Annotated in this window: 29 protein-coding genes; 9 read left to right on the top strand and 20 right to left on the bottom strand. The window is 68.3% G+C overall.

Annotation, left to right across the window (positions count from 1 at the left end; genetic code table 11):
- Window positions 1-253: 253 nt before the first annotated feature.
- A complete protein-coding gene (locus HW466_RS23635; RefSeq protein WP_059448122.1) occupies window positions 254-598 on the top strand; it encodes a cupin domain-containing protein in 345 nt (114 codons plus the stop codon).
- 218 nt (window positions 599-816) lie between these two features.
- Here HW466_RS23635 and HW466_RS23630 read toward each other — a convergent pair whose 3' ends face one another.
- Genes HW466_RS23630 through HW466_RS23615 form a run of 4 tightly spaced genes read right to left on the bottom strand, consistent with a single transcriptional unit; the run spans window position 817 to window position 1,821 of the window.
- Window positions 817-1,023, bottom strand: coding sequence for a hypothetical protein (locus tag HW466_RS23630; protein WP_059507087.1), 207 nt, complete (start codon window positions 1,021-1,023; stop codon window positions 817-819).
- A 9-nt stretch (window positions 1,024-1,032) separates the two neighbouring features.
- Window positions 1,033-1,245: a 30S ribosomal protein S21 gene (gene rpsU / locus HW466_RS23625; RefSeq protein WP_059448124.1), complete on the bottom strand. Its 213-nt coding sequence runs from the start codon at window positions 1,243-1,245 to the stop codon at window positions 1,033-1,035.
- A gap of 34 nt (window positions 1,246-1,279) precedes the next feature.
- Window positions 1,280-1,489 carry a hypothetical protein gene (locus HW466_RS23620; protein ID WP_059448125.1) on the bottom strand — a complete coding sequence of 70 codons (210 nt, stop codon included), beginning with the start codon at window positions 1,487-1,489 and terminating at the stop codon, window positions 1,280-1,282.
- A gap of 47 nt (window positions 1,490-1,536) precedes the next feature.
- Window positions 1,537-1,821: a hypothetical protein gene (locus HW466_RS23615; RefSeq protein ID WP_060346012.1), complete on the bottom strand. Its 285-nt coding sequence runs from the start codon at window positions 1,819-1,821 to the stop codon at window positions 1,537-1,539.
- A gap of 480 nt (window positions 1,822-2,301) precedes the next feature.
- Between HW466_RS23615 and HW466_RS23610 the strand changes: the two genes are divergently transcribed.
- Window positions 2,302-3,462, top strand: a complete 1,161-nt coding sequence (locus tag HW466_RS23610) for an enolase C-terminal domain-like protein (RefSeq protein WP_151005988.1) — start codon at window positions 2,302-2,304, stop codon at window positions 3,460-3,462.
- Window positions 3,463-3,610: 148 nt separating this feature from the next.
- Here the strand turns inward: HW466_RS23610 and HW466_RS23605 are convergent, their stop codons facing one another.
- From HW466_RS23605 to HW466_RS23595, 3 genes are all read right to left on the bottom strand, one after another.
- Complete coding sequence (locus HW466_RS23605) at window positions 3,611-4,147, bottom strand: chromate transporter (RefSeq protein WP_174905721.1); 537 nt, start codon at window positions 4,145-4,147, stop codon at window positions 3,611-3,613.
- Complete coding sequence (locus HW466_RS23600; RefSeq protein WP_151006579.1) at window positions 4,144-4,731, bottom strand: chromate transporter; 588 nt, start codon at window positions 4,729-4,731, stop codon at window positions 4,144-4,146. Before HW466_RS23600 ends, HW466_RS23605 begins: the two co-directional genes overlap by 4 nt.
- 128 nt (window positions 4,732-4,859) lie before the next feature.
- The gene (locus tag HW466_RS23595; RefSeq protein WP_151006578.1) at window positions 4,860-5,615 is read right to left on the bottom strand and encodes a DeoR/GlpR family DNA-binding transcription regulator; all 756 of its coding nucleotides are present in this window, start codon (window positions 5,613-5,615) and stop codon (window positions 4,860-4,862) included.
- Window positions 5,616-5,696: 81 nt separating this feature from the next.
- Here HW466_RS23595 and HW466_RS23590 point away from each other — a divergent pair, with 81 nt between their 5' ends.
- The 4 genes from HW466_RS23590 (at window position 5,697) to HW466_RS23575 (ending at window position 8,291) form a co-directional block, all read left to right on the top strand.
- Window positions 5,697-6,302: an NUDIX domain-containing protein gene (locus HW466_RS23590; protein ID WP_059543637.1), complete on the top strand. Its 606-nt coding sequence runs from the start codon at window positions 5,697-5,699 to the stop codon at window positions 6,300-6,302.
- Window positions 6,303-6,381: 79 nt separating this feature from the next.
- Window positions 6,382-7,266 carry an SIR2 family NAD-dependent protein deacylase gene (locus HW466_RS23585; RefSeq protein WP_174905722.1) on the top strand — a complete coding sequence of 295 codons (885 nt, stop codon included), beginning with the start codon at window positions 6,382-6,384 and terminating at the stop codon, window positions 7,264-7,266.
- A 263-nt stretch (window positions 7,267-7,529) separates the two neighbouring features.
- Window positions 7,530-7,916: a fluoride efflux transporter CrcB gene (gene crcB / locus HW466_RS23580; RefSeq protein WP_059448132.1), complete on the top strand. Its 387-nt coding sequence runs from the start codon at window positions 7,530-7,532 to the stop codon at window positions 7,914-7,916.
- Window positions 7,917-7,940: 24 nt separating this feature from the next.
- On the top strand, window positions 7,941-8,291 hold the full coding sequence (locus HW466_RS23575; protein ID WP_059448133.1) for a DUF190 domain-containing protein: 351 nt from the start codon (window positions 7,941-7,943) through the stop codon (window positions 8,289-8,291).
- A gap of 9 nt (window positions 8,292-8,300) precedes the next feature.
- Here the strand turns inward: HW466_RS23575 and HW466_RS23570 are convergent, their stop codons facing one another.
- Window positions 8,301-8,864: a YggT family protein gene (locus HW466_RS23570; RefSeq protein WP_059448134.1), complete on the bottom strand. Its 564-nt coding sequence runs from the start codon at window positions 8,862-8,864 to the stop codon at window positions 8,301-8,303.
- 76 nt (window positions 8,865-8,940) lie between these two features.
- On the bottom strand, window positions 8,941-9,870 hold the full coding sequence (locus HW466_RS23565) for a Rossmann-like and DUF2520 domain-containing protein (protein WP_174905723.1): 930 nt from the start codon (window positions 9,868-9,870) through the stop codon (window positions 8,941-8,943).
- A gap of 518 nt (window positions 9,871-10,388) precedes the next feature.
- Here HW466_RS23565 and HW466_RS23560 point away from each other — a divergent pair.
- The gene (locus tag HW466_RS23560) at window positions 10,389-10,682 is read left to right on the top strand and encodes a hypothetical protein (protein WP_059448136.1); all 294 of its coding nucleotides are present in this window, start codon (window positions 10,389-10,391) and stop codon (window positions 10,680-10,682) included.
- Between the two features lie 108 nt (window positions 10,683-10,790).
- Here the strand turns inward: HW466_RS23560 and HW466_RS23555 are convergent, their stop codons facing one another.
- Both HW466_RS23555 and HW466_RS23550 read right to left on the bottom strand, forming a co-directional pair.
- Window positions 10,791-11,462: a LysE family translocator gene (locus HW466_RS23555; protein ID WP_174905724.1), complete on the bottom strand. Its 672-nt coding sequence runs from the start codon at window positions 11,460-11,462 to the stop codon at window positions 10,791-10,793.
- A 32-nt stretch (window positions 11,463-11,494) separates the two neighbouring features.
- The gene (locus HW466_RS23550) at window positions 11,495-13,051 is read right to left on the bottom strand and encodes a UbiD family decarboxylase (protein WP_059448138.1); all 1,557 of its coding nucleotides are present in this window, start codon (window positions 13,049-13,051) and stop codon (window positions 11,495-11,497) included.
- 596 nt (window positions 13,052-13,647) lie between these two features.
- Here HW466_RS23550 and HW466_RS23545 point away from each other — a divergent pair.
- Window positions 13,648-14,775: a lytic transglycosylase domain-containing protein gene (locus HW466_RS23545; RefSeq protein ID WP_059543645.1), complete on the top strand. Its 1,128-nt coding sequence runs from the start codon at window positions 13,648-13,650 to the stop codon at window positions 14,773-14,775.
- A 105-nt stretch (window positions 14,776-14,880) separates the two neighbouring features.
- Here HW466_RS23545 and HW466_RS23540 read toward each other — a convergent pair whose 3' ends face one another.
- The 9 genes from HW466_RS23540 to HW466_RS23500 form a co-directional block, all read right to left on the bottom strand.
- A complete protein-coding gene (locus HW466_RS23540) occupies window positions 14,881-16,077 on the bottom strand; it encodes a pyridoxal phosphate-dependent aminotransferase (RefSeq protein ID WP_059448140.1) in 1,197 nt (398 codons plus the stop codon).
- 69 nt (window positions 16,078-16,146) lie between these two features.
- On the bottom strand, window positions 16,147-16,584 hold the full coding sequence (gene nusB, locus HW466_RS23535; protein WP_059507099.1) for a transcription antitermination factor NusB: 438 nt from the start codon (window positions 16,582-16,584) through the stop codon (window positions 16,147-16,149).
- Window positions 16,581-17,096 carry a 6,7-dimethyl-8-ribityllumazine synthase gene (gene ribH, locus HW466_RS23530; protein WP_040143614.1) on the bottom strand — a complete coding sequence of 172 codons (516 nt, stop codon included), beginning with the start codon at window positions 17,094-17,096 and terminating at the stop codon, window positions 16,581-16,583. Before ribH ends, nusB begins: the two co-directional genes overlap by 4 nt.
- Window positions 17,097-17,149: 53 nt before the next feature.
- A complete protein-coding gene (gene ribBA / locus HW466_RS23525; protein ID WP_151006415.1) occupies window positions 17,150-18,292 on the bottom strand; it encodes a bifunctional 3,4-dihydroxy-2-butanone-4-phosphate synthase/GTP cyclohydrolase II in 1,143 nt (380 codons plus the stop codon).
- Window positions 18,293-18,479: 187 nt separating this feature from the next.
- Entirely contained in the window at window positions 18,480-18,998 is a 519-nt protein-coding gene (locus tag HW466_RS23520; RefSeq protein WP_059448143.1) for a DUF1993 domain-containing protein, read from the bottom strand.
- 180 nt (window positions 18,999-19,178) lie between these two features.
- Window positions 19,179-19,808 (bottom strand): riboflavin synthase, encoded by a 630-nt coding sequence (locus HW466_RS23515; protein ID WP_059448144.1) that lies wholly within the window; start codon window positions 19,806-19,808, stop codon window positions 19,179-19,181.
- Window positions 19,809-19,822: 14 nt separating this feature from the next.
- On the bottom strand, window positions 19,823-20,944 hold the full coding sequence (ribD, locus tag HW466_RS23510) for a bifunctional diaminohydroxyphosphoribosylaminopyrimidine deaminase/5-amino-6-(5-phosphoribosylamino)uracil reductase RibD (RefSeq protein WP_174905725.1): 1,122 nt from the start codon (window positions 20,942-20,944) through the stop codon (window positions 19,823-19,825).
- A gap of 14 nt (window positions 20,945-20,958) precedes the next feature.
- Window positions 20,959-22,242 carry a glutamate-1-semialdehyde 2,1-aminomutase gene (hemL, locus tag HW466_RS23505; protein ID WP_151005974.1) on the bottom strand — a complete coding sequence of 428 codons (1,284 nt, stop codon included), beginning with the start codon at window positions 22,240-22,242 and terminating at the stop codon, window positions 20,959-20,961.
- Between the two features lie 172 nt (window positions 22,243-22,414).
- Window positions 22,415-22,867: a hypothetical protein gene (locus HW466_RS23500; RefSeq protein WP_059448147.1), complete on the bottom strand. Its 453-nt coding sequence runs from the start codon at window positions 22,865-22,867 to the stop codon at window positions 22,415-22,417.
- A 250-nt stretch (window positions 22,868-23,117) separates the two neighbouring features.
- Here HW466_RS23500 and HW466_RS23495 point away from each other — a divergent pair, with 250 nt between their 5' ends.
- Window positions 23,118-24,335: a Bcr/CflA family multidrug efflux MFS transporter gene (locus HW466_RS23495; protein WP_151005975.1), complete on the top strand. Its 1,218-nt coding sequence runs from the start codon at window positions 23,118-23,120 to the stop codon at window positions 24,333-24,335.
- The last annotated feature ends 3 nt before the right edge of the window (window positions 24,336-24,338 follow it).

Here is a 24,338-nt window from a genome sequence, read left to right as displayed (position 1 = left end):
CAGATGTTGCAAGCGAGGCGATTTTGGCCGCTTGCGCCGAAGCCGACGGGTTGCGGCGGCGGGCGATGGATGGCAAGGGAACGGACGTCGGGAATCGGTCCATCGCAACACCGACCGGAACCCGCAGCCCGCGCCCCCGCACACAAGCGTCTTGTCGAAAATAGACGAGTCGGTGTCGGACGCATACAAGCCGCGGCGCAGCTTTCGAACTAACGTGACAGACCTCTTACCCGATCGTTAGTCTGGAGCCGACATGTCCGATTTCATCACCGTTCTGCGCAAAACCTGCCCGACCCCGGTCGTCGACGCGACCAAGTGGAAGCGCATCGGCGGCGATCCACACACCGTGAACCTCAACGCCTACGTGTCGAAGGATGGCAGCAAGATCATGGGCACCTGGATCTGCACGCCCGGCAAGTTCGAGGTGAATTACGAGAAATGGGAGTACTGCCACTTCCTCGACGGCTATTGCATCATCACGCCGGAAGGCGAGGAGCCGGTGCACCTGAAGGCCGGCGACGTGTTCGTGATCGAACCCGGCATGAAAGGCACATGGGAAGTGGTCGAGACGGTGCGCAAGTATTTCGTCTTCGCGTGAGCGGGCCTGACGGCCCGACTCGCGCCCCGGCGTCGGTTGATTCGATGCGTTGAAACGCATCCGTACCCGTGCCAACGAGCACGGGTTTCAGCCGGGATCGCCAGCACGTGATTCCAGCTGGACAAAACTCACGTCGACCCGAAATAACGCGCCGAGCGTGGTCGCGCATCCGCGCCACGCCGACCGTCACGACGCGATCCAATATCGTCGAGCGCCGCTCACTGCTCGATGCTCAGCGCCTTTTCGATCGCGGCAATCAATCGGAATGCATCGTCCCGGCCGATCAGGAGGCCGCGACTGGTGTACTCGCAGCCGAACGCGTAGAAACTCGGCAGAAGCGTGATCGCATCGTTCTGTCGATCGAAATCGACCTCACATTTCGTCAACGGGAAGAATGGACGGTCCTCGACGGTCGGCTGGTACACGGCGTTCTCCTAATAGAGCTTGCGAGGCGGCAGCATGCGTTTCGCGCGCAGGCGCTGTCTCGCGACGGCGCTGGCTTTCTTGCGCTTGCGCTCCGTGGTCGGCTTTTCATAGCCGGTTCGACTGCGCAGTTCGCGGATCAGGCCCGTCTTCTCGATGTCTCGCCGGAAGCGCCGGAGCGCGACATCGACAGGTTCGTTGGGCTTGAGGATGATCGTCGTCATGTAGGTCCTGTTTCAAGACGTGCGTGGAGAAAAGCTAGCCGAGCCGGGTCATTACGGCGCTCGCGATCCCGTCGGATTCGAATTCGGAATATCCGGCACGAATCGACAGTGCGCGCACGGCAGCGAACATCTGCAACTCGGGTTGATGCCGCAACGCGGAACCGACGAGACCATCGTGCGGGACGGCGTCTGTCGCGGAGATTTCGCGCCGTTCGATCAGGCGCAGGAGTTCGTCGATGATCATTTCGTCGTCCGAATCAGAATGCCGCCGTAGTGCGGCGGCAGGAGGCGTCAATGGGAATCGGCGAAGAGCGGCTGCTTGCCGCCATTGCCATCGATGATCTCCTCCGCGTAGCGAACGGACGCCCGACGGGCTTCGCCTGCCGATTCGAACGGCGCGTTCTCGAGGAGCCGGAATGTTTCGCTGCGGGTCAGCGTGTCGGTGGTGCCGCGCAGGCAGATCTTCACGGCCGCGTCGAAGCCGCCGGCGTAGTTGTGCGGATTGCCGTTCTGCGACGGAATGTGCGGGTAGATCAGCGGGTAGATTTCGAAGCCGCGATAGAGATGCATGCTCATGATGAACTCCTGGGTTCGGCCGCGACGAATCGCGTGGACGAACGCATCCGACCGGTATCACCGCAGTGCGGCGTGACGGGTGGGGTGAAAAGGGCAGCAATGCGTGCGGGTAACGGCGCGACGCAGCGAGAGGGCAGACGGCGGGGCGAGCGGCGAGTTGAGTGACGCAGGCTCGGACAAAATTCATCATACGCGCTTCGCGTCGGATGTCCATCTAATTCGCGGTGGCGCCACCACGGCGCGAGAGCCGGCGTCGACGCGCCGCGCGCCCCGCGCATGACGCAGAATTCATCCACGCTCCGATGCGGTGCGGCGCGATTCGCGCGATCTCGATCGACCCGGATCGCTTCACCGCATCGCGACGGCCGCGAGCCTGCACGACATCGCGCAAGCGCCTATGATGCAGCGATCCGCCGGTCGCGCCGGCATGCGATGCGCGCATGGCCCGCGAGCGCCGAACGTTTTCCCGGAACCCTGACCATGCGCATCACCGACATCCGCGAGCAAGCGATCCCGGTTTCCCGTTATGCCGATCCGGCGATTCCGTCGGGCGGCCTGACGACGAGCGTCGTCGCGATCGTCACCGACGTCGTGCGCGATGGCCGGCCGGTCACGGGTTACGGCTACGCGTCGGTCGGCCGTCATGCGCAGGGCGGGCTGATTCGCGAACGGTTCGCGCCGCGTCTGCTGGCCGCCGCGCACGCCATCGCGGACGACGCCGGCACGAACCTCGATCCATTTCGCGCATGGCGCGCGATGATGGCGGGCGAGAAGCCCGGCGGGCACGGCGAACGGTGTGTCGCGGTCGGCGTGCTCGACATGGCGATCTGGGATGCCGCCGCGAAGATCGCGGGCCTGCCGCTCCATCGCTTCGTCGCCGACCGGCTCGCGCGCCATGCCGCGCCTCGCGTGCGTGTCTATGCGGGCGGCGGCTACCGTTATCCGCACGACGATCTCGCGCGCCTGTCGGACGAGATGCGCCGCATCGCCGATCTCGGCTACACGCGCGCGAAGATCAAGATCGGCGGCGCGGATGTCGACGACGACCAAAAGCGCATCGAAGCCGCCGCGGCGTGTCTGGCGGACAGCTCGCATCTCGCGGTCGACGCGATGAACATGTACGACGCGACGAGCGGCCGCGCTGCCGCCGCGATGCTGGCACCGTTCGACCTCTGGTGGTTCGAGGACCTTTGCGATCCGCTCGACTTCCCGCTTCACGCGGAGCTTGCCGCGCAATACACGCCGCCGGTCGCGGCCGGCGAGGCATTGTTCTCGCTCGCCGAAGCGAAGCTGCTCGAACGCTACGGCGGCCTGCGCCCGGACCGCGACTTCCTCGTGTTCGATCCGGTGCATTGCTACGGCCTGCCGGGCTATCTGCAGATCGTCGATCATTTCGTGTCGAACGGATGGCGGCGCGACGCATTCTGGCCGCACGGCGGCCATCTGTTCTCGCTGCACGTCGTGTCGGCGCTCGGGCTCGGCGGAGCAGAAGTCAGCCCGTTCGCGTTCCACCCGTTCAACGGGCTGGTGGACGGCGAATCGGTCGATGCCGGTTGCGCGGCCGTGCCGCAGGCGCCGGGCATCGGCTTCGAGCTTCATGCCGCTGCGTACCGCACGTTTCGTGCGGTAGCCGGCTCGTGATCGGCGCGGCTGGCTTGCAGCGCGCGCCGAACGCCAAGCGGGCCGCAAACCCGGGCATCCTCGCCGCGACGAGCCCGTCGAGCGAACGCCCCGCGAGCGCGCGCTCGAACCCTGCGCGGCAGGTCCGTGCGCCGCAGGCGAGCCGCCGTCACCCGATCGCGTGCACGCCGACCAGCAGCAACGCGCCGACGACGATCAGCATCAGCGCGTGGATGCGCGTGACCATCACGCATACCGTCGACGCGACCGCGATCGCCCGCGCGGGCCAGCCGCCGTCGAGCGCCTGCAGCAGCACCCAGACCGACGCGAGGATCATGCCGGCCGCGACCGGGCGCAGGCCGGCCTCGAGCGCGACCTGCCAGCGCGCGCCCTGGTGGCGGCGCCACACATGCGCGATGCCGTAGATCAGGAACGCGGTCGGTCCGAACAGCGCGAGCGTCGCGACGACCGCGCCCCAGAAACCCGCCACCTGCCAGCCGATCAGCGTCGCGAGCAGCGAGCCGGGGCCCGGCGCCATTCGCGCGATCGCGAAGTCGTTCACGAATTGCGTGGCCGTCATCCAGTGATGCACGTCGACGACCTGCCGCTGGATGTCTGCGATGATCGCCTGCCCGCCGCCGATCGTCGCGATCGACAGCGGCGCGAACACGCCGAATAGCGCGGCGCAGCGTGACGGGGCCGTCATCGTTCGTCGCCGCCGACCGTGGCGCCTGCGCGGCGATATTCGAGCGCGACGCTCAGCGTGCCGCCGATCAGCACGGTCCACACGAGCGGCCAGTGCAGTACCGCCACCGACACGAACGTGAGCGCCGTCACCGCGAACGGCAGCGTGCGGCGCGGCAGGCGTCGCACCGCGGTGATCGCCATCGAGATCGACAGCCCGATCGCCGCGGCGGCCGCGCCCGCGAGCGCGACGTGCGTGAGCGTGAAGCGCGTCAGCGTCGAGAACGCGACGCCGAACAGCACGATCAGCACGGCCGGCGGCGCGATGATGCCGGTAAAGCCGGCCACCGCGCCGCGCCATCCGGCCAGCCGGTAGCCGATCCAGATCGCGAGATTCTTCACGTTGACGCCCGGCAGCGCCTGCGACAGCGCAAGGCCGTTGAGGAACGCTTCCTCGTCGAGCCAGCGCCGCACGTGCACGAACTCGCGCAGCATGCGCCCGCTCAGCCCGCCGCCGAAGCTGGTCAGGCCGATCTGCGTAAACGCGACGAACAATGCGAGGACGCCGGGTGGCGCGGCTGTGGGCGGGGCGGAGGATGACGGCATCGGCGAGCGGGACGTGGCAGGTGGGCAGTCGCCCATCGTAGCAAGCGTCACCTGTCGGCACGCTGACATCACGCCGGCGGCGATGTCGGTGCCGCCCACCGCGGGCAGACCTCGAAGCCGCCGCCCGGCTAAGCGCGCACCACGGTCACGCCCGCGGCCTCGATTGGCTCGGTCAGCGCTGCATCGGTTTCACGTTCGACCACGATCGCCTGCGCGAGCGCGAGCTCGCCGATCACGAACTGCGACGCCGCTTGCAGTTTGGATTGCGAAGCCAGCACGACGGTCTCGCCGGCGCGCCCGGCCAGTGCGCGCTTGATCGCGGCTTCCTCGAAATCGCCGGTGCTCAGGCCCGCGACCGGATGAACGCCGGTCACGCCCATGAAATACAGGTCCGCGTGGATGCGCGAGATGCCTTCCATCGCCGCGGCGCCCACCGCGACGATCGAATGCTTGTACAGCCGTCCGCCGATCAGGATCACATCGATCGACGGATGCGCGGCCAACGCGACCGCGACGCTCGGGCTGTGCGTGACGATCGTCGCGCGCAGATCGGGCGGCAACTGGCTGACGAGCAGCGCCGACGTCGTGCCGCCGTCGACGATCACGACCTGCCCGGGCGCGATCATTTGCGCGGCCCGGCGCGCGATGCGCCGCTTTTCGGCGGTTTCGAGCGTTTCGCGTTGCGCGAACGGCGCAACTGCCGGCGACGCCGGCAGCGCGCCGCCGTGCACGCGCTGCAGCAGGCCCTCGGCCGCCAGCTCGCGCAGGTCGCGCCGGATCGTGTCCTCGGACACGCCGAATTGCGCGCTCAGCTCGACGGCCAGCACCTGGCCGTCGCGGGCGAGCGCATCGAGAATCGCCTTCTTGCGTTGGGTGGTCAGCATCGGTTTTGCACGAAATTTCTTGAAATTGCGCGAAGCTGCACGTTACCATGAGCGCCCTCACTTGTCGAATGGGAGACCACCATGGCTGCAACGCGGGAGCGCGTCCGCATCGTCGATACGACGGTGCTGTCCGACGACTGGTATGTGCTGAAGAAGGTAACGTTCGATTTCCAGCGCCGCGACGGCACGTGGCAGCGCCTGAGCCGCGAAACGTACGACCGCGGCAACGGCGCGACCATCCTGCTGCGCAACGCGGCGACGGGCGACGTGCTGCTCACGCGGCAGTTCCGGATGCCGGCGTTCGTCAACGGGCACGACGGGATGCTGCTCGAAGCCGCCGCCGGCCTGCTCGACGACGCGACGCCCGAAGCACGCATCCGCGCGGAAGCCGAGGAGGAAACGGGCTATCGCGTGCGCGGCGTGCGCAAGGTGTTCGAGGCGTTCATGAGTCCGGGCTCGGTGACGGAAAAGCTGCATTTCTTCGTCGGCGAATACGATGCGTCGCTGCGCACCGGCGACGGCGGCGGCATCGCGGAAGAGGGCGAGGATCTCGAGGTCGTCGAGATGCCGCTGCGCGCGGCGCTGGATGCCGTCGAGCGTGGCGACATCGTCGACGCGAAGACGATCATGCTGCTGCAGTACGTCGCGCTGCGCGAACCTGCGGCCGGGCGCACCGCGACTGCGTGATAGCGCGGCGCGGCGCCCGAACCGGCGTATGATCGCGCGACGCCACTCGCGCACCATTCGACGCTCCCGCTGCTTCATCATGCCGATTTCAGATTCGTCCGCTTCCGCCGGTTCCACCGATTCCGGCACCGTCACCACATCGTTGCCGGCCCATCTGGTCGCGACCGCCGTCGAGGCGCTCGCGCGCGCCGACGCGTTGCTCGTGACGGCCGGCGCCGGCATCGGCGTCGATTCGGGGCTGCCCGATTTTCGCGGCACGGACGGCTTCTGGCGCGCGTATCCGGCACTGCGCCACGAGCGTTTCGAATTCCACGAGATCGCTTCCCCGCAGGCGTTTCGCGCGCATCCGCAGCTTGCGTGGGGCTTTTACGGCCACCGTCTCGGACTCTACCGGCAGACGGTGCCGCACGCGGGCTTCGCGATCCTGCGGCGCTGGATGGACGCGATGCCGAACGGCGGCTTCGTGCTGACGAGCAATGTCGACGGCCAGTTCCAGAAGGCCGGTTTCGACCCGGCACGCATCGTCGAGATTCACGGGTCGATTCATGCGATGCAGTGCCTGCGCCCGTGCTCGGACGACACCTGGGACGCCGCGCCGTTCGTGCCCGACGTCGACGCGGCCGCGTGCCGGCTGGTCGGCGAGCTGCCGCGCTGCCCGCGCTGCGGCGGCCTCGCGCGGCCGAACATCCTGATGTTCGGCGACAACGGCTGGCTCGGCGAGCGCTATGAGGCGCAGGCGCGCGCGCTGGAGGACTGGATCGCGCAGGCGGGATGGGTGACCGTCGTCGAGATCGGCGCGGGCACCGCGATTCCGACCGTGCGTCTGTCGAGCGAACGGCTCGGTGCCGACGTGATCCGCATCAACGCGCGCGAAGCGCACGCGCGTCGCGCGGACGTGATCGGGTTGCAGGGCGGCGCACTTACGACGCTCGCCGAGCTCGACCGCGCATGGCGCGGCGGCTGAGCGGCGCGGGACGAATCGTCCGGCCGCGCGCTCACGGCTGCGCGACGAGTGCCTGGACGAGCGCCGGCGCGATTGGCGAGCCGAGGCCCGTCACGTAGTCGTAGCCGCCCGCCGCTACCACGCACGGCGACGCCGTCGGGTACCGGGCGCCGGTGCCGCGCGCTGGACGAACGCTACGAATGTGACGCCCGTCGCGGCGCGATTACGCTTACAGTTCTGCATGGACCGCATCCGCCATGCGGCCTCGTCAGCGAGGAGCTCCCTTGTTCTATTCGATCGTCGCGATCTTCGTCGGCGCCGGGCTCGGCGCATTGCTGCGCTGGTTCCTGAGCCTTGCGCTCAACGCGTTCTTTCCCGCCGTGCCGCTCGGCACGCTCGCCGCGAACCTGATCGGCGGCTACCTGATCGGCATCGCGGCCGTCGCGTTCACCACCCGTGTCGGTCTGCCGCCCGAATGGCGGCTGTTCGTGATCACCGGCTTTCTCGGCGGCCTCACGACCTTCTCGACCTATTCGGTCGAAGTGATGACCCACGCGGTGCAGGGCGAATTGGGATGGGCGTTCGCGGTGGCTGCCCTACACTTGACTGGATCGTTCACGCTGACGGCGCTCGGCATGTGGACCGCGCGTGCGTGGTTCGCGACGGCCTGAGCGCGCCGGCATCGGGAGGACGCGATGGACAAGGTCTTCTTGCGCTTCTACGTGCACGAGCAGCACCGGCTGCACTGGAAGCCGCTGTGGGAATGGTTGCTGGAGGAGGGTAGCCGGATGGGCGTCGCGGGCGGTTCCGCGTTTCGTGCAATGGCCGGCTTCGGCCGGCATCGCGTGCTGCACGAGGACCGCTTCTTCGAGCTGCAGGGTTCGCTGACGATCGAGGTCGAGTTCATCGTCACCGAGGACGAGGCGCAACGGCTGATCGAGCGGGTGGCGCGCGAGAAGGTGCGCGTGTGCTACGCGATGATTCCGGCGCGCTTCGGGGTGATCGACACGCTCGAGGCGCCGCCGGCGCAGGGGCCGGCGGCGTAGCGCAACACGTCAGATGCCGAACATCGTCAGCGACACGGCCGCGCGCGTGACGATCATCAGCAGCACTTGCACGATCACGAACAGCAGGATCGGCGACAGGTCGATGCCGCCCAGGTTCGGGATCACGCGGCGCAGCGGGTTCAGGAACGGCGCGGTGAGCTGGTAGAGGATCGGCATTGCCGGCGAGCGCGGATTGAGCCACGACAGCAGCGCCATCAGGATCGTCATCCAGATCACGAGATTGAGCGCCCACTTCACGACGGTGAGCAGCGCGACCACGACGAGCGTCGCGATTACCGAGGCCGGATCGAAGCCGGCCATCACGACCATCAGTACCACATAGACGAGCGCGGTGAGAAGGGCGGCGACGACGCTTGCCCAGTCGATGCCGCGCACGCCCGCGATTACGCGGCGCAGCGGCAGCACGAGCCAGTTGGTCGCCTGCAGAACGGCCTGCGTGACAGGGTTGTACGGCGGCACGCGAACGGCCTGCATCCAGACACGCAGGATCAGTGCGGCGCCGAACAGCGTGAAGACGGTATTGAGCAGAAAACGGGCGATCTCGCCGAACATCGTTGGCATCCTTTTTATACAGTCGAGTAGCGTGCGGCCGCCAACGCCGGATGGCGGCGCATCGGCCGACACCTTATCACGCCTCGTCTCGCGGCGGGGAGGGGTGCCCGGTCGTGCGCGCGACGAACGTTTCGACGGCCTGCGCAAGCGCCGGCAGCGCGGCCGGCGGCGACGTGCGCTTCGCCGCGAGCGCGACCGCGCGGCGGGTCATCAGCGCATACAGCGTTGCGTGGTCGCCGCCGCGCGCCTCGAGCAGCGCGAGCTGGCGCTCGACGATGCCGGTGTCGCCCCGCGAGACCGGGCCCGCCAGCGCGTTCGCGAGCCCCCTGTCGCGCGCGGTCTCGATCGTGCCGGCGAGCATCGGCAGCAGCGCGCGCAACGCGGCTTCCTCGTCGAAGCCGAGGCCGCGCCACAGCTCGACGGCTTCCGACAGCCCGCACAGCGCGAAGCTCGCCGCGTAATGCGCGGCCGCGTGATACAGCATTCGGCCGCCGGCCGGAATCGACAGCGGATGGCACCCGAGTGCGGCAGCAAGTCGCAGCAGCGTCGCGTGTAGCGCGCCATCGGCTTCGAGCGTGACCGAGCAGCCGTCGATGCGGGCGAGATCGGCGTCCGTGCCGCCGAACAGGTAGAGCGGATGGAAGCCGCCCGTGGCCACGCCTTGGCGCTTTGCCGGGTCAAGCAGTTCGATGGACGACGCGCCGCTGCAATGAACGATCGCCTGGCCCGTCGCGCGCGCCGCGTCGAACCGCAGCGCCGCGGCGGTCGACGCGAGATGGTCGTCGGGTACGGTCAGGAAGAGCAGGTCGGCGGCGTCGACGACCTGCTGCGGCGTGTCGACCGCCCGGCAGCCGTCGATGCGCGCCGCGAGTCCCGTGGCCGATTCCGTCGTGCGGCTCGCGATCGCGACGACCGGAAAGCCGGCCGCGGCGAAACGCCGCGCGAGGCAGCGCGCGAGGCGGCCGGCGCCGATGAAGCCGAGGCGGGGAACGTCGGGAAGAGACATGGCGGGTCGTGAAGCGAAAATGGAGCAGCCGCCAGTATCGCAGGAATGATGCTGCGGTCGCGGATGCGCGTTGGCGGCGCCGGAGAGCGGCCGGGACGCCGGCGTCCGCTCTCGGCACAACCGATGGCAAATATGCGCGGCGGCTCGCCCCAAGAAACGACGGTTCAATCCGGCCCCCAATCTTGCGAGCGCGATGTCCCGCCTGATTTGTCGGCGACTTGTCTCGAATTTGTAATCGTTCATTACGGAAGCGTGCGCGCCGCGCTTGCCGGATCCGGTAAGACTGACCGATCGGCATGTCGCGATATCGCTGGTCCGACGGAATCGCGGCATCCGCACGGGAGAGCGCCGGGCGGCGCGGCGCAGCCGCCCGGTGGCGACAGGCGCGTGGAATTGCAATTTGCAACAAATGCACGATACGCGAGCGCCGGGTTTTCGCTACATTGCATCCATGCGACGTGCATGCCCGCCGTTGCCGACAGGAGCGCACAAATTACCGCTCCAGCAGGAGAATCGAAGTGAAAAAGCTCATTCCGTTCATCGCCGCCGCCGCGCTGGCCCTCGGTGCCGCAAGCGCCGCGCAGGCTCACGTGTCGATCGGGGTCGGCATCGGTATTCCGGTCGCGCCCGCGTATCCCGTCTATGCGCCGCCGCCGCCCGTGTACTACGCACCGCCGCCGCCCGTGTATTACGCGCCGGCGCCGGCCTACTATGCGCCGCCGGCCGTGGTCGTCGGCGGTTACGGCGGCTATTACGGCCGTCCGTACTGGCGTCACGGCTACGGCGGCTGGCACCACGGCTGGCGTCGTTGACGCATTCCGCGCGGCGGCCCGGCCGCGCGCGGCAAAACGGCGCAACGTCCCTCGCGGGGCGTTGCGCCGTTTTTCATTTCGGGCGCGTCGCGGCGCGGCGTGCGGCGGTCACGCCGCGTGGACGATCAGGTCGCGATAGCCGCCGACGATCACGCTGTACGAGAAATACGCGAACAGCAGCGCCGACGCGACGTGGCACGCGCGCATCATCCCGGCGCCCGCGCGCTTGCGGCCCTGGCTCGCGAGCGTGCACATGAAGAGCGTCCACGCGAGGCCGCCGAGGAAAAAGCCGGACAGGAACACCGACGCCGTCGCCGGCGTGGTCGCGCCGGCTTTCGCAATCAGCGCGCCGCCGACGGCCGCGAACCACAGGATCGCGCTCGGCGACGACATCGCGAGCAGCATCCCGCGCACGAAGCTGCGCCGCGCGCTGGCACGCGGCTGCGGCGTGTCGTTTGCCGCGCCGTCGTTGGCGCCGCTGGCCGGCGCGAGCGCTTCACGCGCCATCTTCCACGTGAGGAACAGCAGCACCGCACCGCCGCCGATCCAGACGATCCAGCGCACGGCCTCGAACTGCAGCAGCACGGCCATGCCCGCGAGCGCGAGCGCCGCGTAGACGAGATCGCCGACGCACGAGCCCACGCCGAGCCAGAAGCCCGGCCGGAAGCCGTGCGACAGCGTCAGCGACAGCATCGCGACATTGACGAGGCCGATATCGAGACACAGCGACAGCGACAGGAAGAATCCGTCGGACAGCATCGAGGCGGGGGGAAAGCTCATCGTCGTTCGTAGCGGGTGTTCGAGGCGTGGACTTACAGTCCGATTTCCTGCCAGAGGCGATCGACGCGCGCCTTCACGGCGGCATCCATCTCGATCGGGCGACCCCATTCGCGATTCGTCTCGCCGGGCCACTTGTTGGTCGCGTCGAGGCCCATCTTCGAGCCCAGGCCCGCGACGGGCGACGCGAAATCGAGATAGTCGATCGGCGTGCTGTCGACCATCACAGTGTCGCGCACGGGGTCGACGCGCGTCGTGATCGCCCAGATCACCTCGTTCCAGTCGCGGATGTTCACGTCCTCGTCGACGACCACGATGAACTTCGTATACATGAACTGCCGCAGGAAGCTCCACACGCCGAACATCACGCGCTTCGCATGGCCCGCGTAGCTCTTCTTCATCTGGACGATGGCCATCCGGTAGCTGCAGCCTTCCGGCGGCAGGTAGAAGTCGGTGATCTCGGTGAACTGCTTCTGCAGCAGCGGCACGAACACCTCGTTGAGCGCGACGCCGAGCACGGCCGGCTCGTCGGGCGGTTTGCCCGTGTAGGTCGAGTGATAGATCGCATCGCGGCGCATCGTGATCCGCTCGACGGTGAACACCGGAAACCACTCCTGCTCGTTGTAATAGCCGGTGTGGTCGCCGTACGGGCCTTCGAGCGCGTGCTCGTAGGCGGCAGCCGCGTTGCCGGCCGGCCGTGGCGGTGCGCCGGCCGGGGCAGGGGCGGGCGTGCCTTCCTGCGGATGGATGAAGCCCTCGAGCACGATCTCCGCGCGGGCCGGCACCTGCAGCGTGTCGACGCCGGGTGTCAGGCACTTCGCGAGCTCGGTGCGGCTGCCGCGCAGCAGGCCGGCGAACTGATATTCGGACAGCGAATCGGGTACCGGCGTCACCGCGCCGAGCGTCGTGGCCGGATCGGCGCCGAGCACGACCGCGACCGGATACGGCTTGCCGGGGTTCTTCAGCGCGAATTCGCGGAAGTCCAGCGCCCCGCCGCGATGCGCGAGCCAGCGCATGATCAGCTTGTTGCGGCCGATCAGCTGCTGGCGGTAGATGCCGAGGTTCTGGCGCGGCTTGTTCGGCCCGCGCGTGACCGTGAGGCCCCACGTGACGAGCGGCCCCGCGTCGCCGGGCCAGCAGGTCTGGATCGGCAGCTTGTTCAGGTCGACGTCGGCGCCTTCCCAGACGATCTCCTGACACGGCGGCGACGACACCGATTTCGGCGCCATGTCCCATACGGCCTTCGCGAGCGACAGCAACTTGCCGGCGTCCTTCAGGCTCTTCGGCGGATCCGGTTCCTTCAGTGCCGACAGCAGCCGCCCGAGGTCTCGCAGCGAGCCGAGCGCGGCGTCGTCGCCCGCATCGACGCCCATGCCGAGCGCCACGCGGCGCGGCGTGCCGAACAGGTTGCCGAGCACCGGGAACGTGTTGCCGGGTGGTGCGTCGAACAGCAGCGCCGGGCCGCCGGCGCGCAGCACGCGGTCGCACAGTTCGGTCATTTCGAGCACGGGCGACACGGGCTGCGTGACGCGTCGCAGTTCGCCGAGCGCCTCGAGGCGCTGGATGAAATCGCGTAAGTCTTTGTATTTCATGAAGAAGGTCCGGGCTACCCGCAATGCGGGCAGCGATGGGCGGGTGCAGCGGCCGGCTGCGACCCCGAATCGACCGCCGATTTTACCCGGGTGGCCGCTCGCACGCCCGGTTCAGAAAAAAGTCGACCGCGCGCGGAACCCTTACGGCAGGGGGCTCGCGATCTGAAGGGCGATTCAAAATTACTTTTTGTTATAATTTGAAGGTTTTGTAGTGTTGACGATCTATAAAACCCTGCTAGAATCCGCTCACATTGGTTGCAGGGTAAAAGGCTTCGAGCCGCCAATCACCGATCTTTGACGCAGCGCGTCACCGTCCGCCGAAACCTGCACGGCGTATTCGACGGCCTTTGTCGTAGTCCCAGCCAGCGCCACCAGACGCTGGTTTTTTGCGTGGGTGCCACCGCGTATGCCCGCCTCGCCCATTGTGCGAAGGTGCCGGCCCTCTTACACCGTGGCCTCGAACGGTACTTATACCGTTTCCCCGATGCTTGCGCGTCCCAACCAAGGCGTGCGGCGTCGTGATTCCGCGGCGCGTTTTCCGTCTCGCCATCGAGCTGAGCGAGCCGCACGAGTCATGTTCATGGGAGATGATCTGAATGAACGCTTGGTTATCGTGGCGTCCCAGTGAGCAGCATGCACAAATCGTGCGCAATATGCTGCGTCGCGGGACGCGTGTCAGTCACCATTTATTCAGCGTTGTCGGCTGTCTCGCTGTCGCGGTCGCGCTTGCCCTGTGGCTGCTGCCGACCGTGCGCGGGAACCTCGCCGCGAAGCTGATGCCGGTCGTATCCGCGGCCGTGCAGGCCGGTCCGGCCCGTTTGCTGACCGGTCATCCGCTGCCCAACTTCGCGCCCGCTGGCGCGCAGCCGCAGCAGGAAGACGCGCCCGAAACGGATGCGCTTGCCGTCGGTCTCGACGTCGCACCGGAAACCGCCGCGCAGAACGATGCGTCCGATCCGGCCCGTAACGGCCCGTCGCCCGTCGCGCTGGCCAAACTGATTCCGACCCAGCGGGTCCCGGCCGATGCGCGCGACGATCGTGCACTCGCGTCAAACCGCGAACAGGCGCTCGTCGCCACCTACCTGTCGCGCCGTTACCGCGTCGCGCAGGAGCCGCTCGGCCAGCTCGTCAAGGCTGCGTTCCAGACCGGCCGCGACGTCGGTCTCGATCCGCTGCTGCTGCTGTCCGTGATGGCGATCGAATCGGGCTTCAACCCGTACGCGGAAAGCGGCGTCGGCGCGCAAGGCCTGATGCAGGTCATGTCGAAGGTTCATTCCGACAAGTTCGAATATTTCGGCGGTACCGACACCGCGCTGCAGCCGCTCGCGAACCTGCAGGTCGGCGCGCTCGTGCTGAAGGACTGCATCGCGCGCGGCGGCTCGCTCGCGAACGGCCTGCGCCTGTACAACGGCTCGACCAACCCGGACGACACCGCCTACGGCTCGAAGGTCATGGCCGAGCGCAGCCGCCTGCGCGACGTCGCGCATGGCCGCAGCGTGCCGATCAATGCGCCGCAGGCGCCGGCCCAGCCGTCGAAGCCGATCGTGACCGCCGCCGTGACGGCGGCAGCCGGCGGCGCCAAGCGCGTGCACGCGACGCTCGACGGCGCGCAGCCGATCACCGCGAAGGCGGCTGCCGCACCGAAGGGCGCACCGCAGCAGGACGACGCGAGCGTCGACACCGCGAAGCAGTCGCACGGCGAGCACTCGGAACTCGGCGCGTAACGTCGCGCGGTTTCAAGCAGGCCGCAGCAAAAAGGCACCCGATCCGGGTGCCTTTTCTTTTTTGCGCGGACGGCCGGCGTGCCAGCCGGGAAGGCCGATTGACCGTCAGCGCTGGCCGAACAATGTCGCAAGCCGCTCAACGGCCTCTTCGAGGCGCGAGTACGCGGTCGCATAGGACAGCCGGATGTAGTCGCGCGGCGCATGCACGCCGAAATCCATGCCCGGCACCAGCACGACACCCGCGTCATGCAGCATCGCCTGCGTGAGCGCCGCGCTGTCGCCGGCCGCGGGATGGGCGACGCCGCCGCAATGCGCATACACGTAGAACGCGCCGTCCGGCATCACGGGCACCGTGAAGCCGAGCTTCTCGAGCGCCGGTGCGATGAAGTCGCGGCGGCGCTTGAATTCGAGGCGGCGCGCCTCGTAGATGTCGAGTGTCTCCGGTTCAAAGCATGCGAGCGCTGCATGCTGCGCGAGCGCGGACGGGCAGATGAACAGATTCTGCGACAGCTTTTCGAAGGTGCCGACGAGCGTGGGCGGCACGACGAGCCAGCCGAGCCGCCAGCCGGTCATGCTGAAGTACTTCGAGAAGCTGTTCACGGTGACGACATCGTCGCCGAACGACAGCGCCGACACGGGCGCGGCGTCGTAGCTGAGCCCCTGGTAGATTTCGTCGACGATCGTGAAGCCGCCGCGTGCCCGCACGGCTTCGACGATTCGCTTCAGCTCGTCCGGCTCGAGCGACGTGCCGGTCGGGTTCGACGGCGACGCGAGCAGCACGCCGCGCGTGCGGTTGCCCCAGCGCGTACGGACGTCGTCCGCGGTCAGCTGGAAGCGCGCTTCCGGTCCGCTCGGCACGAGCACCGGGCGGCCCTCGGCCGCCGCGACGAAGTGCCGGTTGCACGGATACGACGGATCGGGCATCAGCACTTCGTCGTCACGGCCGACGAGCGCCAGGCATGCGAGCAGCAGTGCGGCAGACGCGCCGGCCGTCACGACGATCCGCTCGGGGCTGATCGCGAGGCCGTAGGCGCGCGCATAGTGTGCGGCGATCGCTTCGCGCAGCGGCGCGATCCCGAGCGCGCTCGTGTACTGCGTGACGCCGCGGCGCAACGCGGCCGCTGCCGCCTCGACGACGGGCTCCGGCGCGGTGAAGTCCGGTTCGCCGATGCCCATGTGGATAACGTCGCGCCCGGAGGACTCGAGCCGCTGTGCCTCCTTCATCAGTTCCATCACGTAGAAGGGCTGGATCGCGTCGACGCGTGCGGCGAGCGTGATGAGCGAATCGGCGGTGGTATTCATGGGTCGGGCGAAGCGGGGACGGGAGGGAGAACGAAAAACGGGCGCTTGCGCGCCCGTCTGCCTGCGGAATCAGCCGTTGCGGCGCGCCTGCGTTTCGGCGGGGCGCAGCTTCGCGGCGAGCTTGTCGAGCACGCCGTTGACGTACTTGTAGCCGTCGGAGCCGCCGAACGTCTTCGCGAGCTCGACTGCTTCGTTGATGATCACGCGATACGGCGTTTCGACATGGTGCGTGAGCTCGAACGTCGCGATCAGCAGCACCGCGCGTTCGACCGGCGACAGCTGGTCGATCGGACGGTCCAGCGACGGCGTGAGCGCTTCGACGAGCGTTGCATGCTCGCGAATCACGCCGTGCAGGATCGCGTCGAGCAGCTCCTTGTCGGCCTTGTCGTAACCGAGCGCGCCGCGCAGTTGCGCGTCGATCTCGCCGGAGGCCGCGTTCGACAGCAGCCACTGATACAGGCCCTGCGTCGCCAGCTCGCGCGATTGTCGGCGGGCGCTCTTCTTCATGCGCGCTCCTCTTCGTCGTCTTCGTCTTCTTCTTCGTCCTCGTCGTCGCCGAGCTGGTCGAGTGCCATCGTCAGGTTGGCCATCTCGACCGCGACGCGCGCGGCGTCACGACCCTTTTCGGTCATGCGCGCGACGGCCTGCTCGTCGTTTTCGGTCGTGAGGACCGCGTTGGCGATCGGCAGGTTGAAGTCGAGGCCGATGCGGGTGATGCCCGCGCCGCTTTCGTTCGACACGAGTTCGAAGTGGTACGTCTCGCCGCGGATCACCGCGCCGAGCGCGATCAGTGCGTCGAACTGGCCGCTTTCCGCGAGCTTCTGCAGTGCGAGCGGGATTTCCAGCGCGCCGGGTACCGACACGAGCAGCACGTCTTCACCGGAGACGCCGAGGCGCTCGAGTTCCTCGACGCACGCATCGGCGAGGCCGTTGCAGACGGGTTCGTTGAAGCGGGATTGCACGATGCCGATACGCAGGCCGTCGCCTTCGAGATTCGGTTGGTATTGTCCGATTTCCATGATCTGGTCCGTGGTGTGGATGAACGGTTATAGGGCGAAAGCGCCGTGGCGGGTTACGCGTGGGACGCCAGGCAGGACTTGGCTTCGCCGCCGGGCATCGGAATGAAGCCCGTGACTTCGAGGCCGTAGCCGGACATGCTGCCCAGCTTGCGCGGATTCGACAGCACCTGCATCTTGCCGACGCCGACGTCGCGCAGGATCTGCGCGCCGATGCCGAACGTCTTGAAATCGACCGGCCGGCGCTTCAGCGCAGCGGCCTTTTCTTCCTCGTCGAACGCCTTGAAGACGTCGATCAGATGTTCCTTCGTGTCGCCGCAGTTGAGCAGCACGATCACGCCGAGGTCGCGTTCCGCGATGTCGCGCATCGCCGCGTCGAGCGTCCACGAGTGCGTCGAGATGCTCGTCTCGAGCAGATCGAGGACCGACAGCGGCTCGTGCACGCGCACCGGCGTATCGATGTCGGGCGACGGCGTGCCGCGCACCAGCGCGATGTGCGGCGAGCCGCTCGGCTGGTCGCGGTACAGCACCGCGCGGAACGTGCCGTGCGCGGTCTGCATCGTGCGCTCGGCGATCCGCTCGATGATCGATTCGGTGCGGCTGCGGTACTGGATCAGGTCGGCGATCGTGCCGATCTTCAGATCGTGTTCCTTCGCGAACTCGATCAGATCGGGCAGGCGCGCCATCGTGCCGTCGTCCTTGATGATCTCGCAGATCACCGCGGCCGGCGTGAGCCCGGCGAGCGCGGTGAAGTCGCAGCCCGCCTCGGTATGGCCGGCGCGCACGAGCACGCCGCCCGGCTGCGCCATGATCGGAAACACGTGGCCCGGCTGCACGATGTGCTCGGGGCGCACGTCGTGCGCGACCGCCGTGGCGATCGTGTGCGCGCGGTCGGCGGCCGAGATGCCGGTCGTCACGCCTTCGGCCGCTTCGATGCTGACCGTGAACGCGGTGCCGTATTGGGTGCCGTTGCGGTAGGTCATCAGCGGCAGGTGCAGCTGCTTGCAGCGTTCCTGCGTCAACGTCAGACAAATCAGGCCGCGGCCGTACCTGGCCATGAAGTTGATCGCTTCCGGCGTGACGAATTCGGCGGCGATCACGAGGTCGCCTTCGTTTTCGCGGTCTTCTTCGTCGACCAGGATCACCATCCGGCCGGCTTTCAACTCCGCGATGATGTCGAGCGTGGAGGCGAGCGTCATAAAGGGGCGAGAAAGAGGAAAGTGCGTATTTTACGCCAGCCGGAGCGCGTTTCGGCCGGCACCGGCCGCGCGCGGCTGGCGGGCACGCCGGAAAGCGGCGCGACCGGCCGTCGGAACGGGCCTGCCCGGGCCGCCGCGGCCGACCCGCAGACGGGCCGCCGCAGGCCGGGCGCGGCACGGCCGTGTGTCACGCTTGCTCGTTACGACCGCCGAGGTAGTCGAGCTTGCCGAGTTCGACGCCGCTGTGGCGCAGGATGTCGTAAGCCGTCGTCACATGGAAGAAGAAGTTCGGCAGCACGAAGTTCAGCAGATACGACTGGCCGGTGAATTCGATCGGGCCGACGCGCATCTTCAGCACGATCTGACGCGCCTCGCTGCCGTCGATCTGTGCGGCATCGAAGCCTTTCAGATAGTCGATCGTCTTCTGGATGCGCGCGTGCAGTTCGTCGAAGGTCTGCTCGACGTCGGGATAGCTCGGGATGTCGACGCCGGCGAGGCGCGCAGCGCAGCCCTTGGCCGTGTCGGTCGCGATGTACACCTGGCGGACGAGCGGCAGCATGTCCGGATAGAGGCGTGCGCCGATGAACACCGACGGGTCGATCTGCTTCTCGGCCGCGTGCGCCTGCGCCTTGCCGAGGATGTGCTGCAGGTTGGTGAGGCCGCGGATCAGGACGGGCAGCGAAGCCTGGTACATCGAGATGGACATGGGACGACTCCTGGAGGAAAGGGGGCAGCCGGCATGCGGCGCACCGTGCGCCGCGGCGCCGAAAACGCTGCCGTTGCATCTTAGCGCGACGGGATGACCCGTGCGCGTCGTTGGCCATCGGGCCAGGTGCCGGAGCGCACGGCCGGCCGCCATCCTCGTGCGGCGGGCGCAACTGCGTCGTCAGTCCTGATGCACGCCTTGCGATGCCGACATCATCCGCTCCACATACCGCGCGATCATGTCGATTTCGAGATTGACCTTGTCGCCGGCCTTTACGTGACGCAGTGTCGTCACCTCGACCGTGTGCGGGATCAGATTGATCGAGAATTCGCAGCCGTCGGCGCGATCGTCGACCGAGTTGACGGTCAGGCTCACGCCGTTGACCGTGATCGAGCCCTTGTACGCGAGATAGCGGCCGAGCTCGCGCGGCGCGACGATCCGCAGCTCGTGCGATTCGCCGACCGGCGCGAAGCGCGTGACGGTGCCGAGACCGTCGACGTGGCCCGACACGATGTGCCCGCCGAGGCGGTCATGCGCGCGCAGCGCCTTCTCGAGGTTCACTTCGCCCGGCTGAGCGAGGCCGACCGTGCGGTTCAGGCTTTCGCGCGACACGTCGACGTCGAACCCGGTGTCGGTCTTTTCGATCACCGTCATGCACGCGCCCTGGATCGCGATGCTGTCGCCGAGCGCGACATCGGCCAGGTCGAGCCCGCCGGCTTGCACGGTCAGCCGCACGCCCGCGTCGGGCGATGTGCCGAGCGGGGTGATCGCCTCGATGCGGCCGACGGCCGCGACAATTCCGGTAAACATCGTGACGACTCCGTTCAAGGTGTGGCGGCGGGCGGCGCGATGCGCGCGAGGATCCGCAGATCGTCGCCGATCCGCTCGACGCTGTGGAATGCGAGTCGCGTCCGGGCGTCGAGGCTCGCGGGCGCGGCGATGTCGAACATGCCGGCCGCGTCGCTGCCGAGCAGGCTCGGCGCGAGATAGACGAGCAGTTCGTCGACGCATTGCTCGCGCAACAGCGAGCCGTTCAGCTTGTGGCCGGCCTCGACGTGCAGCTCGTTGACGCCGCGCGCGCCGAGCGCGGCCAGCATCGCGGGCAGGTCGACCTTGCCGTGCGCGTTCGCGAGCGGCACGATTTCCGCGCCGCGCGACTTCAGCACGTTCGTGCGTACTTCGCCGGCGGCATCGAGCCGGCCGCAGAAGATCAGCAGCGGCGCGCCTTCGAGCAGGCGCGCATCGAGCGGCAGGTCGAGGCGGCTGTCGACCAGCACGCGTTGCGGCTGGCGCGGCGTGTCGATGCCGCGCACGGTCAGGAGCGGGTTGTCCTCGCGCACGGTGCCGATGCCGGTGAGGATCGCGCACGCGCGCGCGCGCCATGCGTGGCCGTCGAGGCGCGCGGCCTCGCCGGTGATCCACTGGCTTTCGCCGGACGGCAGCGCGGTGCGCGCATCGAGCGACGCGGCCGTCTTCATCCGCACCCACGGGCGGCCGCGCGTCATCCGCGACACGAAGCCGATGTTCAGTTCGCCCGCCTCGTTCGCGAGCAGCCCGCAACGCACGTCGATGCCCGCGTCGCGCAGCATCCCGAGGCCGCGCCCCGAGACCTGCGGATTCGGGTCTTCCATTGCCGCGACGACCTTCGCGACGCGCGCGTCGATCAGCGCGTTCGCGCACGGCGGCGTGCGGCCGAAGTGGCTGCACGGCTCGAGCGTCACGTACACGGTCGAGCCGGCGACGTCATGGCCGCGCGCGCGCGCGTCCTTCAGCGCCTGCACTTCCGCGTGATCCTGGCCGGCCGGCTGCGTGAAGCCTTCGCCGATCACGTCGCCGTCCTTGACGATCACGCAGCCGACGCGCGGGTTCGGCGCCGTCGTATACATGCCGAGCGCCGCGAGCGCGAGCGCGCGCTGCATGTGGGCGAAATCGGTATCCGAGAACATGCGCGCGGACCCGGTCAGGCGGCGAGGGCCGCGAACGCACGGCGCGCGGCCGCGAGCGTCGCGTCGATCACCGCGTCGTCGTGCGTGCTCGACACGAAGCCGGCCTCGTACGCGGACGGTGCGAAATACACGCCTTCGTCGAGCATCAGGTGGAAGAAGCGGTTGAAGCGCTCGATGTTGCTCTGCGTGACTTCCGCGAAGCTGGCGGGCACGCGCTCGGCGAAGTACAGGCCGAACATCGCGCCGATCGAGTCGGCCGCGAACGGCACGCCGGCGGCGCGCGCTTCGGCCGCGAGGCCGTCGGCGAGGCGCTTGGTCTGCGCGGTCAGCGCATCGTAGAAGCCGGGGGCCTGGATCAGCTGCAGCGTCTTCAGGCCCGCCGCGACCGCGATCGGGTTGCCCGACAGCGTGCCGGCCTGGTACACGCCGCCGAGCGGCGCGAGATGGGCCATGATGTCGCGGCGTCCGCCGAACGCGGCAGCCGGCATCCCGCCGCCGATCACCTTGCCGAGGCAGGTGAGGTCGGCCGCGATCCCGTAGTACGCCTGCGCGCCGCCCAGCGCGACGCGGAAACCGCACATCACCTCGTCGAAGATCAGCACGGCGCCGTGCTTCGTGCACAGCGCGCGCAGCGCATTCAGGAACTCGGCCGTGCCGCGCACGAGGTTCATGTTGCCCGCGACGGGCTCGACGATCACCGCCGCGATCTCGTCGCCGAACGCGCCGAACGCTTCTTCGAGCGCGGCGACGTTGTTGTATTCGAGGACGGTCGTGTGTTTCGCGATGTCGGCGGGCACGCCGGCCGACGTCGGGTTGCCGAACGTCAGCAGGCCGGAGCCGGCCTTGACCAGCAGGCTGTCCGCGTGACCGTGGTAGCAGCCCTCGAACTTCACGATGCGGCTGCGGCCCGTGAAGCCGCGCGCGAGACGCAGCGCGCTCATCGTGGCCTCGGTGCCGCTCGACACCATGCGCACCTGCTCGATCGACGGCACGAGCTTGCAGATTTCCTCGGCGATCTCGATTTCCGCCTCGGTCGGCGCGCCGAACGAGAAGCCGTCGGCGAGCACGTTCTGCACGGCCGACAGCACTTCCGGATGAACGTGGCCGACGATCATCGGGCCCCACGAGCCGATGTAGTCGATGTACTGCTTGCCGTCGGCATCCCAGAAGTACGGGCCTTGCGCGCGCGCGACGAAGCGCGGCGTGCCGCCGACCGAACGGAAGGCGCGCACCGGCGAGTTGACGCCGCCCGGAATGGTCTTCTGGGCGCGTTCGAAGAGGATCTGATTGTTGGACATGTGCGAAACCTGCGAGAGAAGGGCGCGGGGGCCTCGTGCACGGGCCGCGGCGCCTGGGCGGAACGATCGTCCGATTGTACCGGAGACGCGCATGACAGGCCGCCGGGCCGATCTGCGGCGTTTCGGCGCGCGCGGGAGCGGCCGGCGCCCGGCTGCGCGAGATCCGGCCCGTTTATCGCGGCGGCTTGCGCTTGCCGGTCAGTTCCGCCCAGCGTTTCTCGAGCGGGCCTTCGACCATCGGCTTGATCGACGTGCCGGAGGACTGCGCGTCCCAGGTCTGCACCGAGTACGGATGCACGCGCAGCGCGTCGCGCGGGATCACGACGTCCTGATGGGCGTCGACCAGCCAGTCGTAGACGAAATCGATGCACAGCCGGTAGCCGCGCTTCGTCGCCGGATCGGGCACCTCGTACGGTGCCCGGGTCACGTAGCCCGAGCCGAACACGCCCTTCGGCTCCTTCGCGACGCGGTGCAGGAACACACGATCGCCAGGCAGGATGCCGCGCGCGAAGCCGCAGCCCCACACGTCGTGCACGGCCTCGCCGGCCTTCACGCGCGCGGCGACGTCGGGCAGCTCGGGCCACGGCCATTTCTTGGGGCTCCAGATCAGCAGGAAGGCGGTCATCGGTCGGGACGTGCGTCGATCGGGGCGGACAATGGAAGCGGGAAGCCGCAAGCTTAATCGAATCCGCGCGCGGCCACGTGCAGTCTCGTGCGGTCTCATGCGATGGCGGCGATCGCCCGCGCGGCGCCCGGCCGACGGCACGCGAAAAAGTTGCGCGTACAATCATGGGTCCGAGCGCCGTTCGCGGCGCAGCCTCCCGTCTTTACCGCCACGCGCGCCCGGATGCGCGCGGGCTCCATTCCGGATACCCATGTCCCACGTCGTCCGGCGCCGGCCCGATGCCCGGCTGATCCTGTTGCTTGGCGCGCTCGCCGCTTGCGGGCCGATCGCCACCGACATGTACCTTCCGAGCCTGCCGTCGATCGCCGCCGGCTTTTCCGTGAGCCCGGGCGCCGCGCAGCGCACGCTGACGAGCTTCATGGCCGGCTTCTCGATCGGCATGCTGCTGTACGGCCCGCTGTCCGACACGTGGGGCCGCCGGCCCGTGCTGCTCGGCGGCATCGCGCTGTTCACGCTCGCGAGCGTCGGCTGTTTCATCTCGAACTCGATCGACATGCTGATCCTCGTGCGGTTCCTGCAGGCACTCGGCGCCGGCGCGGCGTCGGTGCTGTCGCGTGCAATCGCGCGCGACGCGCACGAGCCGACCGATGCGGCGAAGGTGCTGTCGATGGTGGCGATCGTCACGGCGGTCGGGCCGCTGCTCGCGCCGCTGATCGGCGGGCAGATCCTGCGCTTCTCCGGCTGGCGCGGCGTGTTCGTCGTGCTGGCCGTGTTCGGCGCGGTGTGCGCGGCGACCGCGTACCTGCGCGTGCCGGAAACGTGGCCGAAGGAGCGGCGCAAGAGCGCGGCCGTGCTGGCGTCGTTCGCATCGTACGGGCGCATCCTGTCGGATCCGGTCGCGTGGGGGCACATGCTGTGCGGCGGGATGGCGTTCGCGTCGATGTTCTCGTACATCACCGCGACGCCGTTCGTGTACATCGAGTACTTCCACGTGTCGCCGCAGCACTACGGGCTGCTGTTCGGCCTGAACGTGGTCGGCATCATGATCGGCAACTTCACGAACACGCGGCTCGTCGGCCACATCGGCTCGCTGCGCATCATCGCGGCCGCATCGCTGGTGAGCTGCATCGCGTCGCTTGCGGTCGCGCTCGTCGCGCTGACCGGCTGGGGCGGGTTGTGGTCGATCGTCGTGTGCCTGTTCTTCGTGGTCGGCGTGGTCGGCATCCTTTCCGCGAACTGCACGACCGACCTGATGCATCGCTATCCGCACAACGCGGGCGCGTCCGCGGCCGTGTTCGGCGCGATGCAGCTCGCACTCGGCGCGCTCGCGAGCGTCGCGATCGGCGCACTCGCGGACGGCACGCCGTTCGCGATGGGCGTGACGATCGGCGTCACCGGCGTGCTGTGTTTCGTCGGCCGCTGCCTCGTGCTGCGCTGGCATGGCCGGCCGGTGAAAGCCGGCGCCTGACGC

It is taken from the genome of Burkholderia territorii, assembly GCF_902833055.1.
Lineage (GTDB): Bacteria > Pseudomonadota > Gammaproteobacteria > Burkholderiales > Burkholderiaceae > Burkholderia > Burkholderia territorii.
This window is presented reverse-complemented; position numbering and strand designations above follow the sequence as displayed.